Origin of the sequence: Pseudomonas sp. Tn43 (genome assembly GCF_014192635.1) — a bacterium.
In the GTDB taxonomy this organism is placed as follows: domain Bacteria; phylum Pseudomonadota; class Gammaproteobacteria; order Pseudomonadales; family Pseudomonadaceae; genus Aquipseudomonas.
On the sequence record NZ_JACHYG010000002.1, the window covers coordinates 922508 to 939100 of the forward strand.

The window sequence follows — 16593 nt, forward strand, 5'->3', positions numbered from 1 at the left end:
CATGAGGCGTGAATCGACGACTGGCCGGTGGGCGTGCTGGCAGTGTGCTGGTCTGGCCTAGACTCAGTTGAACAGCTCGAGGGAGCACATCAATCAACGCAAGTTGTTGATGATTATTCCTATTTATGTTGCCTCGATGGCTTTGCCCGGCTTTTGGAAACGCCCGCTACCCTGCTCGTAAAGCCTGTGGATGGGACCCAAAAAATGAATACCCGGGCAGGCACCGCTAAGGCCTGTCGGCGTTCGCATCTGTCCTTCGATCACGGTGGGCAGTTGAGTGAGCTGCTGAATCAGGGAAGGCCAAGGGAGGGAGGTCATTAATTCTTCAAGGGAGTCAGGAAAATATGACGACCCACAAAAAACCTATACGTGTGATGCTGGTCGATTGTCGTCCCCTCGTTCTCATGGGCCTTCAAGATTTGATCAATGCCAGAAAGCCTCAGATGGAAGTGAGCGGCCAGGCCACCACCTATACCAATGCGCTGGATCTTGCCGACCAGTTGCGCCCCAATGTGATTTTTTTCAGTTTTTTTCCAGATGCGCTGAACCCATTGGAAGTTGTTGCGGGACTCACCCGCGACGCCGAAATGAAAGTGCTGGTGCTCAAAGGCTTGTATGAAGCCATCCCCGTTGCCCAGGCAATAGAGGCGGGCGCACGCGGCATCGTGCTGGCGGAAGACCCGACGGAATCGATCATCCAGGCCATCATCACAGTCCACCATCGCGATACCGGACTGGATAGAGCCTGGGCCGGCGGGCTTTCCGGCTATGCCGCGACCGGGAATATCCATTTGAGATGCAATGTGGAGGAGGCAAAACAGGCGCGGCTGACACTCCGCGAGAGGGAATTGATTCGCGCCATTGTCGGGGATCCGTCCGCCAAATACATGAGCATCGCCGGGCGTCTGGGTATCAGCGAACACACCGTGCACAACCACCTCAGCAATATTTATCAAAAGCTTGACCTGATCAACCGCATCGATCTGTTGATGTATGCGCTGAAGCACGGGCTCACCAACAACGAAAAACCACCCGAGTCCACATGGGTGGAACTGGATTTGGTTTCACGTCGAAACAAAACGATCTGACACCCTTGGGTGCCTGTCGCAGGCGAGAGCGGGCGTATCTGAATAGTGGAACTGACAAAAGAATGCGAGGGTGGTTTGCGCCACCCTCGCATTCTCTTACGCGCGTTTCTCAGACGCTGCCGTTAACAATGTCGCTACTCAGAAGATCAACCCCGACCAAGGTGATGGTCGTGACTTGTCCGCCCGTTTCGGCAACCGTCACGATGCTGTCGGCGCCGCTGTTGTCGATCGATTGGACAACGGCGCTCTGGTCGCCGTTGAGCACCAGGGTGTCTCGCAGGTTTACGTTGGCATCGAAGCCGGTGACCTGGTACAGGTTCTCATCGACTGACAAATCGATGTTGAAGGCATCCCGTTCACCGCCCGTGCCCGCCAGCGTGAAGTCGAAGGTGCCGGTCAAGTCGTTGGCGAACAGGTTGGCGTCGAACGTACTCGTCGCCGAGTCCCCATCCTTGTCGGTCAGCGTCGCGTTGAACGTCAGCTGGACATCGCTGGCAAGGCTCTCGCTTTCCTGAATGAACTGGATCGTCGGGATCTTGATCTCGCCTCGGGCCATCGTGAGCTGGACAGCGTCGATCAGATTCGTGCCATCGCTCTCAATGAGGAAGGAGACCTGTCCGCCTGCCTCCGGAGTCAGGGTGTTCACTTCGATGAGGTCCGAGAACGTGCCGTCCTCATAGTAGGCCCTGTAGTACAGGTCCTCGGTTGCCGTGTTGTAACCTCCTACGGAGTTGTCGATGAAGACCCTCATGCCCGTCAGCAGGCTCTCCGGATTGACGACAAAACTCTCATCGTCAACGCCGATGGCCGCCAGGTCGTCTCCCTGGAACAGGTTATTGGCGACGCCGATGCCGGCGGTGCTCACGTTCATGGCCGACGGGTCGATGTACGAGGGCAGAGGGTTGGTCTGTAGCGTGGCTTCGGTGGGGTCGGGTTCTCCGAGCCCGATACCGCTCAGGATGTCCGAAGTCGACGCAAGTGCCTTCGCGGAAAAGAACACAACCTCCTCAGATGGCGAAGGAATAGTCGGCGGATCCTGCTCTGGAATTAACAAGGTGCGCACGGGATCCGGGCCTCCGGCACCGAGCGCGCCATCGGCAGTGCTGAGCACGATCTCCGAACTGAAGCCTTGCACCAGATCCAGTGCATAGCGGCCATCGGCATAGGCGGTCAGCGTGTAGTCGACGCTGGTGTCCGCCGTTGCGGCGTTGTTGTCGAAATCACCGGTCAACGTCCCTGCAAATTGGTACGCGCCATTGCCGTCCGGTGAGGGTGACTGCTCGGTGAGCGTGGCGGTCCCGGTGGTGGTCGTATTGTCTGGTCTGACGAGGGTGAACTGGCTATTCACCGAGATATCCAGACCAGCCGCACCCAGCCCGTCGGCGCCCGCCGAATGACTCCAGAAGCCGAATTGCGGCAGGACGCTACCGGTGCCGATCAGGTTGCCGAACGCGAGTGACGGGCCGTCGTCCTTGAATATCAGGTTCTGCCCGATGTTGAGCGTCGCCTGAGCGCTGTCGCCGTCCTTGTCGGTTGCGGTTCCTATCAGCGTCACCAGATTGTCCGCCGACAGCGTCGTCGAATCATCGGGATCGGTGGCATCGGGATGCACCACGGCGCGCAGCTGGTCAAGGGTGACGTCACCGTTGGCGGCGACGCTGACCGTGAACACCAGCAGGTTGGTGGTGGCGGTGCGGCCTTCGACCACACCGTTGTTGAGCGACAGGTTGACCGCTTCGCCGGTGGCCGTATCGGTCAGCCCCGAAGGGCCGGCCATGACGCCCAGCGCATAGGTCAGCGTGCCCGCACCATCCGCGCCAAACGCCGAGCTGAAGTTGGCGGTAAAGCTCTGGGTGGCGTCGGTCGCCAGCACCGTTTCGTCTACCGTCAGTACTGGCTCGGTACCGGTGGTGCTGATGCTTGGGCCGTCATCCTCGAACACCAGGTTCTGGCCGATGTTGAGGCTCGCCTGGGCACTGTCGCCGTCCTTGTCGGTGATGGTGGCCGTCAGCGTGACCAGATCGTCCGAGCTCAGGCTCGTCGCATCATCGGGGTTGGTCGGGTCGGGATGCACCACGGCGCGCAGCTGATCGAGGGTGACGTCACCGTTAGCGGCGACGCTGACCGTAAACACCAGCAGGTTGGTGGTGGCGGTGCGGCCTTCGACCACACCGTTGTTGAGCGACAGATTGACCGCTTCGCCGGTGGCCGTGTCGGTCAGCCCCGAAGGGCCGGCCATGACGCCCAGTGCATAGGTCAGCGTGCCCGCACCATCCGCGCCAAACGCCGAGCTGAAGTTGGCGGTAAAGCTCTGGGTGGCGTCGGTCGCCAGTACCGTTTCGTCTACCGTCAGCGTCGGTTCGTCACCGGTGGTGTGGATGCTTGGTCCGTCGTCCTCGAACACCAGGTTCTGGCCGATGTTGAGGGTGGCCTGGGCGCTGTCGCCGTCCTTGTCGGTGATGGTGGCCGTCAGCGTGACCAGATCGTCCGAGCTCAGGCTCGTCGCATCATCGGGATCGGTGGCGTCGGGATGCACCACGGCGCGCAGCTGGTCTAGGGTAACGTCACCATTGGCGGCGACGCTGACCGTGAACACCAGCAGGTTGGTGGTGGCGGTGCGGCCTTCGACCACGGTGCCGTTGAGCGACAAGTTGACGGCCTCGCCAGTGGCCGTGTCGGTCAGCCCCGAAGGGCCGGCCGTGACGCCCAGCGCATAGGTCAGCGTGCCCGCACCATCCGCGCCGAACGCCGAGCTGAAGTTGGCGGTAAAGCTCTGGGTGGCGTCGGTTGTCAGCACCGTTTCGTCTACCGTCAGCGTCGGTTCGTCACCGGTGGTGTGGATGCTTGGTCCGTCGTCCTCGAACACCAGGTTCTGCCCGATGTTAAGTGTCGCCTGGGCACTGTCGCCGTCCTTGTCGGTGATGGTGGCCGTCAGGGTCACCAGATCGTCCGAGCTCAGGCTCGTCGCGTCATCGGGATCGGTGGCGTCGGGATGCACCACGGCGCGCAGCTGGTCTAGGGTAACGTCACCATTGGCGGCGACGCTGACCGTGAACACCAGCAGGTTGGTGGTGGCCGTGCGGCCTTCAACCACAGTGCCGTTGAGCGACAGGTTCACTGCCTCGCCGGTGGCCGTGTCGGTCAGTCCCGAAGGACCGGCCGTGACGCCCAGCGCATAGGTCAGCGTGCCGGCGCCATCGGCGCCGAATGCGGAGCTGAAGTTGGCGGTAAAGCTCTGCGTGGCGTCGGTGGTCAGGACCGTTTCGTCCACCGTCAGCGTTGGCTCGTCGCCGGTGGTGGTGATGCTCGGTCCATCGTCCTCGAACACCAGGTTCTGGCCGATGTTAAGCGTCGCCTGGGCACTGTCACCGTCCTTGTCGGTGATGGTGGCCGTCAGCGTGACCAGATCGTCCGAGCTCAGGCTCGTCGCATCATCGGGATCGGTGGCGTCGGGATGCACCACGGCGCGCAACTGGTCGAGGGTGACGTCACCGTTGGCGGCAACGCTGACCGTGAACACCAGCAGGTTGGTGGTGGCCGTGCGGCCTTCGACCACGGTGCCGTTGAGCGACAAGTTGACGGCCTCGCCAGTGGCCGTGTCGGTCAGCCCCGAAGGGCCGGCCGTGACGCCCAGCGCATAGGTCAGCGTGCCCGCACCATCCGCGCCAAACGCCGAGCTGAAGTTGGCGGTAAAGCTCTGGGTGGCGTCGGTCGCCAGCACCGTTTCGTCTACCGTCAGCGTCGGTTCGTCACCGGTGGTGTGGATGCTTGGTCCGTCGTCCTCGAACACCAGGTTCTGCCCGATGTTAAGCGTCGCCTGGGCACTGTCGCCGTCCTTGTCGGTGATGGTGGCCGTCAGGGTCACCAGATCGTCCGAGCTCAGGCTCGTCGCATCATCGGGATCGGTGGCATCGGGATGCACCACGGCGCGCAGTTGATCGAGGGTGACGTCACCGTTGGCGGCGACGCTGACCGTGAACACCAGCAAGTTGGTGGTGGCGGTGCGGCCTTCGACCACACCGTTGTTGAGCGACAAATTGACCGCTTCGCCGGTGGCCGTGTCGGTCAGTCCGGAAGGCCCGGCCGTTGCGTTCAGCGCATAGGTCAACGTACCCGCGCCATCCGCGCCAAACGCGGAACTGAAGTTGGCGGTAAAGCTCTGGGTGGCATCGGTCGCCAGCACCGTTTCGTCCACCGTCAGTGTTGGCTCGTCGCCGGTGGTGCTGATGCTGGGTCCGTCGTCCTCGAACACCAGGTTCTGCCCGATGTCGAGCGTTGCCTGAACGCTGTCGCCATCGCCATCGGTTATGGTCGCCGTCAGCGTCACCAGATTGTCCGCCGACAGAGTCGTCGCGTCATCGGGATCGGTGGCATCGGGATGCACCACGGCGCGCAGCTGATCGAGGGTGACGTCACCGTTGGCGGCGACGCTGACCGTGAACACCAGCAGATTGGTGGTGGCGGTGCGGCCTTCGACCACGGTGCCATTGAGCGACAGGTTGACTGCCTCGCCGGTGGCCGTGTCGGTCAGTCCCGAAGGGCCGGCCGTGACGCCCAGCGCATAGGTCAGCGTACCCGCGCCATCAGCGCCGAACGCCGAGCTGAAGTTGGCGGTAAAGCTCTGGGTGGCGTCGGTCGCCAGTACCGTTTCGTCTACCGTCAGCGCCGGTTCGGTGCCGGCGGCGCTGATGCTCGGGCCGTCGTCCTCGAAGATCATCCTGGAGCCAATTTCGGCGATCGTGCTAGAGGCTTGGCTCAGCGTGAAGCCGCCGATATCAAAATCGGCGTGGTCATTGCCCCTGGCGTCGACGGCCGCGCCGTTCTCGATGAGTACGCGGTTGTGGTCCGACGTGGTGGTGTATCCAATCTGGTAACCGGCCAGGACGCCGGTGATGGTTGCAACCCCACCGGAAAAGCTGATGTTAATGTTCGGATCATCCACCGAACCGTCTGAATTCTCGATCACCTGCCCGGTGCTGATGTTGGTGACGAGCACATTGGTGATGGCAACCGGCGTGTCATTTGCGTAGCCGTTGACGAAATTCACGCCAGGTTCAGCCGCAGTGTTGAATGCGCTGATTTTTACCACGGCACTCTTGCCGCCTTGCAACTGCACGACATCGAAATTGGCCGAGGTCGTATTGTAGACGCTGGTGAAGTCGATGTTGGACTCAACATCCGCTTCGGTCTGACTCAGATTGGGAACGGTCACATCCTGCCTGGCGCCCGTGACGAACGAAAAGCGGATGCCTTCCTGTTCCGTAATCATCTGGTTATTGGTGCCGATGGTGGTCGGGCCACCCCCCTGGCTGGTATTGATCGTGTCGCCAGTGTTGATATTGGCACCGCTTGACTGGTCTGCGGGGTCCTTCCCGGTGGCGATGATGGTGGGATCGGTGATCCGCACGACACCATTGACCGTTTCAGTTGTCGGGTTCAATTTTGTGAACATCAGGAACAGGTTCTGACCAGAGGGGGCATTGGCCAGACTGAATTCCAGGTCTTGAGTGGCTCCGATGAACACCTTATCCAGCAGATTGAGTGAATCATCGGGATTCGTCGCGTCTGGATGCTTGAGCGGTTGGTATTCCACAGTCCAGATCTTGCCGCCGGTAACCGGGGATCCGGTTTCTTCGATATAGGCCGCGAACACGATCGCGCCATTAGCGCCGCCGGCTCGGCCCAGAAGGATGTTGTTGTTCGTATCCGTGTAGAGAAGGATGCTGGTGCCATCGAGGGTAAACAATCCGCTGTCCACGCCATCGAGCGGTGCGCCAGTGCTGTCGACGAAGCTGATATCGGTAATGCTTGCTCCACCAGTGATGGTGAACGCATCGCTGCCCGTGTCGCCCACGGCACCGGTATAGCCACTCAATGCTGCACCCGTTGCGGTGCCGGCACCCAGTGCGGTCAAACGGGTAGAAAAGGTCGAGGGCAGGGAGGCCACCAGAATGTCGTTGTCGTCAGCGTCTCCTGCAGGGGTTGGCGTGGCGGTGGCGTTCTGTAGCCCGACCGTTTCGTCTAGCGCAACGTCCTCGCCTGTGATTGCAATAGCCATGATTTTTCTCCCGAGCAATTGCGGTCATTGAGGTCTGACCATTGACCTCTACAACTATGACCAAGCACCGGATAATGCGCATCGGCCGATACTCCCAAGCGGGATGGGAGTTTCGGCCTAGTCGCCTTCGTCGATGGTTTGTCGCAGGGTGCCCAGGTTGATGCGAGCGTGCGGATGTATTGTTGGCATTGCAAAAATGCGAGGGTGGCGGGTGCCACCCTCGCATCCTTTCATGCGGTTCTCAGGCGCTGCCAAGCACAATGTCGCTAGTCAGAAGATCAACCCCGACCAAGGTGATGGTCGTGACTTGTCCGCCCGTTTCGGTGACCGACACGATGCTGTCTGCGCCGCCGTTGTCGATCTGAACAACCGCGTTCTGGTCGCCGTTGAGCACCAGCGTGTCTCGCAGGTCTACGCCCGCATCGAAGCCGGTGACCTGGTACTGGTTCTCGGTGAATGACAAATCGACGTTGAAAGCATCCTGCTCACCGCCCGTGCCCACCAGCGTGTAATCGAAGGTGCCGGTCAAGTCGTTGGCGAACAGGTTAGCGTCGAACGTACTCGTCGCCGAGTCTCCATCCCTGTCGGTCACCGTCGCGTTGAATGTCAGCTGGACATCGCTGGCCAGGCTCTCGGTCTCCTGAATGAACTCGATCACCGGGATCTTGATCGTGCCCAGGCCCATCGTGAGCTGAACCGCGTCGATCAGCGTCGCATCCGCCTTCTCGATGACGAAGGACGTCTGTCCTCCGGCCTCCGGGGTCAGATCGGCGGCAAGCACCTTCGTCGGCGCACCCGACGTGGTGCCGTCCGCGTAGTAGATCGTGTAATACAGCTCTTCCGTTGCCGGGTTGTACCCTTGTACCGAGTTGTCGATGAACACTTTCATGCTCGACAACAAAGACTCGGGATTAATGACGAAACTCTCGTCACCGGCATTGATGCCTGCTGTCGTATTTCCATCCAGGTTGTTGTTGGCGATACCGATGCCGGAGGTGCTGACGTTCATGTTCGCGGTGCCGATGAAGGCAAACCCGCCGGCTTCTACCTGCGCTTCGGTGAGGTCGGGTGCTCCCAGCCCGATGGCGGAAAAGATGTCGCTTGAAGAAGTGGTCGCGTTAACACCAAAAAAGACAATCTCCTCGGACGGTGAAGGAATAGTTGGTGGATCCTGCTCCGGAATCAACAAGGTGCGCACGGGGTCCGGACCACCGGCATCGAGCGCGCCATCGGCACTGCTAAGCACGACCGTCGAGCTGAAGCCTTGCACCAGATCCAGTACATAGCTGCCATCGGCCAAGGCACTCAGCGTGTAGTCGATGGTGGTATCCGCCGTGGCGGCGTTGTTGTCGAAATCGCCGGTCAAGGTCCCGGCGAACTGGTACGTACCATTGCCATCCGGTGAGGGTGATTGCTCGGTGAGTGTGGCGGTCCCGGTCGTGGTGGTGTTGTCTGGCCTGACGAGGGTGAACGAGCTATTTACCGAAATATCCAGACCGTTCGCATTCAGCCCGTCGGCGCCGGCCGAATGACTCCAGTAGCCGGTTTGTGGCAGGACGCTGCCGGTGCCGATCAGGTTGCCAAAAGCGAGTGCTGGGCCGTCATCTTCGAAAAGCATCCTGGAGCCGATTTCAGCGGTCGCAACAGCGGTTTGGAGCAGCGTGAAGCCGCCAATATCAAAGTCGGCGTGGGTATTGCCCTTGGCATCGAGGGCTGCTCCGTTCTCGATGAGCACGCGGTTGTGATCCGCCGTGGTGGTGTATTCAATCTGATAGCCGGCTTTAACGCCGGTGATGGTTGCGACGCCACCAGAAAAGGTAATGTTAATGCTCGGATCATTCACCGATCCGTCTGAGTTCTCGATCACCTGCCCGGTGCTGATGTCGGTGACGAGCACATTGGTGATGGCAACCGGCGTGTCATTTGCATAGCCGTTGACGAAATTCACCCCAGGTTCAGCCGCGGTGCTGAATGCACTGATTTTTACCACGGCGCTCTTGCCGCTTTGCAACTGCACCACGTCGAAATTGGCCGTCTTCGCATTGAAGACGCCGGTAAAATCGATGTTGGATTCAACGTCTGCTTCGGTCTGATCCAGGTTGGGGATGGTTACATCCTGCCTGGCGCCCGTGACGAACGAATAACGAATACCTTCCTGTTCCGTAATCATCTGGCTGTTGGTGCCGAAGGTGGTCGGGCCACCCGCCTGGCTGGTATTGATGGTGTCGCCAGTGTTGATATTGGCACCGCTTGACTGGTCTGCGGGATCCTTACCGGTGGCGATAATGGTGGGGTCCGTGATCCGCAAGACACCACCATCGTCGACAACCGTGGGGTTGACTGTCGTGAACATCAGGAACAGGTTCTGACCGGAGGGGGCATTGGCCAGACTGAATTCCAGGTCCTGACTGGTTCCGATGAACACCTTATCCAGCAGATTGAGCGAGTCATCGGGATTCGTCGCATCTGGATGCTTGAGCGGTTGGTATTCCACGGTCCAGATCTTGCCGCCGGTGACCGGCGATCCGGTTTCTTCGATATAGGCGGCGAACACGATCGCGCCATTTGCGCCCCCGGCTCGGCCCAGAAGGATATTGTTGTTCGTATCCGTGTAGAGAAGGATGCTGGTGCCATCAAGGGTATCCAGGCCGCTGTCCAGACCATTGAGTGGGGCACCCGTGCTGTCGACGAAGCTGATATCGGTAATGCTTGCTCCGTCGGTGATAGTGAATGCATCGCTGCCCGTGTCGCCCACGGCACCGGTATAGCCACTCAACGCTGCACCCGTTGCGGTCCCGGCGCCCAGGGCGGTCAAACGGGTAGCGAAGGTCGAGGGCAGGGAGGCCACCAGAATGTCGTTGTCGTCAGCGTCTCCCGGTGGGGTTGGCGTAGCGGTGGCGTTCTGCAATCCGGCCGTTTCGTCCAGCGAAACGTTCACGCCGGTGATTCCAATAGCCATGATATTTCTCCAGAGTAATTGCGGTCATCTTGGCCTGACCGTTGACCATTGGCCGCCACTATGGATAAGCACCGGGGATCGCGCATCGGCCGATACTCCCAAGCGGGATGGGAGTTTCAGACTACCTGGATGGGGGAACAGCACGAGGGGGGAAGGAACGGTGCCGCTTATTCCGTTTATGAATGAGGACATGCCGCAAGGCTCGCAGGGGCCATAAAAAACGGCTTGGCCCCTTGCGGGAGCCAGGCCGTGTACCTGCAACGGTTTTCAGACAATGTCAGTGCTTGCGATGTCGGTCACCGGATCAAAGCACCAAATCTGTCGGTGCCAGGTTGGTCACTCCCACCAGTTCGACCACGACAGGATTTTCGATATCAATCGTCTGGACATCGGTGAAATCGCTATCCCTGTCGACGACCTTGAAATCCAGCGTTAGATCAAGGGTTGCGGGTACAGTCGTGGTGGTGGAGAAACCGGCATCGATGATCTTCAGTGGATTCGTACTCGTATCCTCCGCAATCGTGTTTCCAGGCCCGACGAGACCACTGACCGGCTGTGCGGAAGTGCTGCTTGCGCCATCGGCACCGACATCGCGATTCAGATTTATCGCGCTGCCCGTAAGGCCAGCATCATTCGAAAGAATCTGAATACCCTTGATGAGCCAGTTATCACCGGTCTGAATGTTGAAGTCATTACTTTCAACAATCAATAGAGCATCATTATTGTCCAGGTACGGGTCGTTCGGATCGGCTGGGTCGTTGACGATAAGGGCCTCGTACTTGGTTCCAACCAGATCGGTGTTGACCGTATCGTTCTCGTACACATCGCCTTGGTCGACGTAGATAGCCCGTGTTGTAGTGATGGAGGGATCATTTGCATCAGCAAGGCTGACTATAAGCAAAAGATCATCGCTTTCAGTCTCGTAGCCATCGAACTTGATAAAGAAATCGGTCGCGTAACTAAAATCGGTCGCGCCCAGATCTCCTTTCGGATCAGTCTGGAAGAAATTGATGTTGGCCGCTTCACCGGCCTGGATCGTATTTCCGGAGACGCCCAGAGCCGTGCTGGACAAGGTTACCGGGGCCTGCGTGCCGCTCACCAGCTCACCTTCCGCCACGGCAGTATTGTCGCCGGCACTAAGGGGTGACTCGAAGCCCGTGATCTGGATGTAGAAACCTTCCCCAAGCTTCCCGGTGGCCACAGGTGATGGGCCACTGGAAGGGCTCGTACCATCCACGTCATACGTCTCGTATCCAGTGCCTTCGCCCAGCGTGACGTCTTGCGTCGTTTGCAGCGCATCCATCTCGAAGGTGTAGGTGTCATTGACTTTGTCAAACACCAGCGTGCCTTCCACCAGTTCAGGATCGGTGGCAGCGTTGCGGTCGTGATCGTATTTGAACGACACATCAAACGTGGCAGCGTCGAGATTCTCCGAATCCCAGGTGACCGTTGGATCAACGATCGCAACATCGTTCGCCGTACCAGCGAGGGCGAGTTCGGCAAAATCGCTGTCCGCTGCCGAAGAGTAGGTCGGCCCGCGCTTGTCCGCACCTATGGAGTAGGCGAAGTCACCCGAAAAGGTCCATGACGTCGCACCCAAAGTGGGATCGGCATCCTGCACAGGGGCTGTCTCTATAAAGGGCGTATCGTCATCGACGTTGATCCCCAGCGTGCCGTCGGTTGTATCGCCATCACCATCGGTCACCCGGTAGCTGATGGTGAACGCCTGGTTGTTCTCGTTCAGACCTGCTGCATGAAGGATCGGATTATTTTGCACCACCGAGTAGGCGCCTGTTGTCGCGACCATCGTCAGGGTCAGCACCGTGGTCGTGCCTTGCTTGACCAACAAACTGGTGCCGTCGGCCACATAGGTGAAGCCTGTGGGCGCGCCGCTGGTGAGATAGGCCACCGTGCCGGCCCCGTCCTGACCAAAGTCGTGGCCCAGCGTGCCGCTTGCGTTAGCCGAGTCTGCATCGTCGTCCGTGCCGCCAGAATTGCCACCGGTGAGTGCATCGTCGTCGAGCAGCACTGTATTGTTGGCTGACACCGTCGGCCCATCGTCGTCGAAGTTGATGTCGCCGCCGATACCGACGCTGTCGGTGCTGGTGTCGCCGTCGCCGTCGGTCACCGTCACCACTGCGTTGATCAGGCCGGCCAGATTGACCTGGTCGTCATGGGCCGCCGCCGAGCTGCCGGCGATAGGGTGCGTGAGCGAGACATACTGCGCCACCGCCACGTTGCCGTCCTGCAGCAGTGCAATCGCGAACGCCGCCGGATCGGCTCCCGTGACCGTGCCATTGGCTACGTCATAGCGGCCGATAATCAGATCGCCTTCCTTGAACAGCTTGATGTCCTTGCCATCGGTGGTGTTGAGCAGCGAGTCGGTGCCGTCGCCGCCCACAATCGCCAGTGACAACACTTTCGTCGCACCCTCCTGGTCCTGGCCAAAGCTGCTGAGCGCCGTGGTGGCCAAAGGCGTGGTGCTGATCGCGAACTCGGTTGGATTCAAGTCCGTGCCCTTGTTCAACACTTCCGTGTCGAACAGCGCCAGAACCGCCGCCGCATCACTATCGCTGTCTTGATTGCCGGCCGTCTCGTCGATCGTCACTGAACCGCCGCCATCGGCCACGTCTGCGCTTGGCCCGTCGTCATCGAAGTTGATGTCGTCGCCGATGCCGACGCTATCGGTGCTGATGTCGCCGTCGCCGTCGGTCACCGTGACCACCGCATTGACCAGACCGGCCAGATCAACCCGGTCGTCATGGTCCGTCGCCGAACTGCCGGCGATAGGGTGCGTGAGCGAGACATACTGCGCCACCGCCACGTTGCCGTCCTGTTGCAGCGCAATCGCAAACGCCGCCGGATCATCCGCCGTGACCGTGCCATTGGCCAAGTCATAGCGGCCGACAATCAGATTGCCTTCCTTGAACAGCAAGATGTCCTTGCCATCGGTGGTGTTGAGCAACGAGTCGGTGCCATCACCGCCCACAATCGCCAGCGACAGCACTTTCGTCCCGCCCGCGGCGTCCTGGCCAAAGCTGCTGAGTGTCGTGGTGGCCAAAGGCGTGGTGCTGATCGCGAACTCGGTTGGATTCAAGTCCGTGCCTTTATTCGTTACTTCTGTGTCGAACAGGGCCAGCACCGCTGCCAGGTCGCTGTCGTTGTCCTGGTTGCCAGCCGTCTCGTCGATCGTCACCGCGCCGCCGCCATCAACCACGTCCGCGCTCGGGCCGTCGTCCTCGAAGATCATTTTGGAGCCGATTTCGGTTTTCGAAACAGAGGCCTGGACCAGCGTGAAACCACCGATATCAAAATCGGCGTGGTTATTGCCCTTGGCGTCGAGGGCCGCGCCGTTCTCGACGAGCACGCGGTTGTGATCCGACGCTGTGGTGTATTCAATCTGGTAGCCGGCCAAAACGCCGGTGATGGTAGCAACCCCACCGGAAAAGCTGATGCCAATGGCCGGATCATTCACCGATCCGTTTGAATTCTCGATCACCACCCCGGCGCTGTTGAAGACGCGAACATTGGTGATGGCAACCGGCGTATCGTTCGCATAGCCGTTGATGAAGTTCACGCCAGGTTCAGCCACGGTGGTGAATGCGCTGATTTTTACCACGGCGCTCTTGCCGCTTTGCAGCTGTACGACGTCGAAATTGGCCATCTTCGCATTGAAGACGCCGGTAAAATCGATGTTGGATTCAACGTCTGCTTCGGTCTGATCCAGGTTGGGGATGGTCATATCCTGCCTGGCGCCCGTGACGAACGAATAACGAATACCTTCCTGTTCCGTAATCATCTGGCTGTTGGTGCCGAAGGTGGTCGGGCCACCCGCCTGGCTGGTATTGATGGTGTCGCCAGTGTTGATATTGGCACCGCTTGACTGGTCTGCGGGATCCTTACCGGTGGCGATAATGGTGGGGTCCGTGATCCGCACGACACCATTGACCGTTTCGGTTGCAGGGTTCGCTTTGGTGAACATCAGGAAGAGGTTCTGCCCGGAGGGGGCATTGGCCAGGCTGAACTCCAGGTCCTGACTGGCTCCGACGAACACCTTGTCCAGCAGATTGAGCGAATCATCGGGATTCGTCCCATCTGGATGCTTGAGCGGTTGGTACTCCACGGTCCAGATCTTGCCGCCCGAGACCGGCGATCCGGTTTCTTCGATATAGGCGGCGAACACGATCGCGCCGGTAGCGCTCCCGGCCCGGCCCAGAACGATGTTGTCGTTGTTCGCATCCGTGTAGAGAAGGATGCTGGTGCCATCGAGGGTATCCAGGCCACTGTCCAGACCATTGAGTGGTGCGCCATTGCTGTCGACGAAGCTGATATTGGTAATGGTGGCTCCGGGGTCAGTGGTGACGGTGAACGCATTGCTGCCTGTGTTGCCCACGGCACCGGTATAGCCACTCAACGCTGCACCCGTTGCGGTGCCGGCACCCAGGGCGGTCAAACGGGTAGCGAAGGTCGAGGGCAGGGAGGTCACCAGAATGTCGTTGTCGTTAGCGTCCTCCGCAGGGGTTGGCGTGGCGGTGGCGTTCTGCAATCCGGTCGTTTCGTCCAGTGAAACGTTCACACCGGTGGTTCCAATAGCCATGATCTTTCTCCAGAGCAATTGCGGTCATCTTGGCTGACCGTTGACCATTGGCCGCCACTATGGATAAGCACCAGGGATCGCGCATCGGCGGATACTCCCAAACGGGGTGGGAGTTTCAGACTACTTGGGAGGGGAGACGGGATGAGGAGGCGAAGGAGCGGCGCGATGAGTACAGGGCCCATGGATCAACCATAAGCCCTGATCAGAGAGGGTGTTGGGGGACTCGATTCCGTTTGGCCACCGACATTGGATACCGGGAGGTAGACCGGAAATGGAAAGCCCCGCTGCCTTGTGGGTCGCGAGGCTAACCAATACACACCCCAATTAAGGGATCAGACGAAGTCTCCCGGTGCAACTTCGGTGGCAAGATTGACACCGACCAATACGATCGCGGTGTCGCCAGCATTTACCGCGCGGGACAGGTTTTACATCCTGTCTCGCGCGTACTCTTCCTGGCGGATCAAAGCACCAAATCTGTCGGTGCCAGGTTGGTCACTCCCACCAGTTCGACAGGATTTTCGATATCAATCGTCTGGACAGCGGTGAAATCGCTATCCCTGTCGACGACCTTGAAATCCAGCGTCAGATCAAGGGTTGCGGGTGTAGTCGTGGTGGTGGAAAAACCGGCATCGATGATCTTCAGCGGATTCGTACTTGTATCCTCCGCAATCGTGTTTCCAGGCCCGACCAGACCACTGACCGGCTGTGCGGAAGTGCTGCTTGCGCCATCGGCCCCGACATCGCGATTCAGATTTATCGCGCTGCCCGTAAGGCCCGCATCATTCGAAAGAATCTGAATACCCTTGATGAGCCAGTTATCACCGGTTTGAATGTTGAAATCATTGCTTTCAACAATCAATAGAGCGTCATTATTGTCCAGGTACGGGTCGTTCGGATCGGCTGGGTCATCGAGGATAAGGGCCTCGTACTTGGTTCCAACCAGATCGGTGTTGACCGTATCGTTCTCGTACACATCGCCTTGGTCGACGTAGATGGCCCGTGTTGTAGTGATGGAGGGATCATTTGCATCAGCAAGGCTGACTATAAGCAAAAGATCATCGCTTTCAGTCTCGTAGCCATCGAACTTGATAAAGAAATCGGTCGCGTAACTAAAATCGGTCGCGCCCAGATCTCCTTTCGGATCAGTCTGGAAGAAGTTGATGTTGGCCGCTTCACCGGCCTGGATCGTATTTCCGGAGACGCCCAGAGCCGTGCTGGACAAGGTTACCGGGGCCTGCGTGCCGCTCACCAGCTCACCTTCCGCCACGGCAGTGTTGCCGCCGGCACTCAGTGGTGCCTCGAAGCCCGTGATCTGGATGTAGAAACCTTCCCCAAGCTTCCCGGTAGCCACAGGTGATGGGCCACTGGAAGGGCTCGTACCATCCACGTCATACGTTTCGTATCCAGTGCCTTCGCCCAGCGTGACGTCTTGCGTCGTTTGCAGCGCATCCATCTCGAAGGTGTAGGTGTCATTGACTTTGTCAAACACCAGCGTGCCTTCCACCAGTTCAGGATCGGTGGCAGCGTTGCGGTCGTGATCGTATTCGAACGACACGTTAAACGTGGCAGCATTGAGACTCTCTGAATCCCAGGTGACCGTTGGATTAACGATCGCAACATCGTTCGCCGAACCAGAGAGGGCGAGTTCGGCAAAATCGCTGTCCGCTGCCGAAGAGTAGGTCGGCCCGCGCTGGTCCGCACCTATGGAGTAGGCGAAGGCACCCGAAAAGGTCCATGACGTCGCACCCAAAGTGGGATCGGCATCCTGCACAGGGGCTGTCTCGATAACGGGGGTATCGTCGTCGACGGTGATGACCAGTTTCTCGGCCGCGGCCGTCACCGTGTCGCCGTCCTTGTCGGTGGCTTGCAGCAGCGAGCCCAGGTTAAGGGT

At 59.4% G+C, this 16593-nt stretch carries 4 protein-coding genes and 1 pseudogene; 1 reads left to right on the plus strand and 4 read right to left on the minus strand.

The window, feature by feature from the left end:
* The first annotated feature begins 344 nt into the window (after positions 1 to 344).
* The gene (locus tag FHW68_RS08460) at positions 345 to 1088 is read left to right on the plus strand and encodes a response regulator transcription factor (RefSeq protein ID WP_095632007.1); all 744 of its coding nucleotides are present in this window, start codon (positions 345 to 347) and stop codon (positions 1086 to 1088) included.
* Between the two features lie 109 nt (positions 1089 to 1197).
* Here FHW68_RS08460 and FHW68_RS08465 read toward each other — a convergent pair whose 3' ends face one another.
* From FHW68_RS08465 to FHW68_RS08480, 4 genes and pseudogenes are all read right to left on the minus strand, one after another.
* Entirely contained in the window at positions 1198 to 7146 is a 5949-nt protein-coding gene (locus tag FHW68_RS08465; RefSeq protein WP_260296381.1) for a DUF5801 repeats-in-toxin domain-containing protein, read from the minus strand.
* A 241-nt stretch (positions 7147 to 7387) separates the two neighbouring features.
* Positions 7388 to 10105 (minus strand): DUF5801 repeats-in-toxin domain-containing protein, encoded by a 2718-nt coding sequence (locus FHW68_RS08470; RefSeq protein WP_183679918.1) that lies wholly within the window; start codon positions 10103 to 10105, stop codon positions 7388 to 7390.
* Positions 10106 to 10409: 304 nt separating this feature from the next.
* Positions 10410 to 14702: an S-layer family protein gene (locus FHW68_RS27065; RefSeq protein ID WP_221217050.1), complete on the minus strand. Its 4293-nt coding sequence runs from the start codon at positions 14700 to 14702 to the stop codon at positions 10410 to 10412.
* Between the two features lie 460 nt (positions 14703 to 15162).
* Positions 15163 to 16593: pseudogene (locus tag FHW68_RS08480) on the minus strand (hypothetical protein); the annotation flags it as partial.

What these genes read in the sequence shown, in the direction of transcription:
- FHW68_RS08460 (WP_095632007.1), top strand. Translation starts at nt 345, where the DNA reads ATGACGACCCACAAAAAACCTATACGTGTGATGCTGGTCGATTGTCGT.
- FHW68_RS08465 (WP_260296381.1), bottom strand. Translation starts at nt 7,146, where the DNA reads ATGGCTATTGCAATCACAGGCGAGGACGTTGCGCTAGACGAAACGGTC.
- FHW68_RS08470 (WP_183679918.1), bottom strand. Translation starts at nt 10,105, where the DNA reads ATGGCTATTGGAATCACCGGCGTGAACGTTTCGCTGGACGAAACGGCC.
- FHW68_RS27065 (WP_221217050.1), bottom strand. Translation starts at nt 14,702, where the DNA reads ATGGCTATTGGAACCACCGGTGTGAACGTTTCACTGGACGAAACGACC.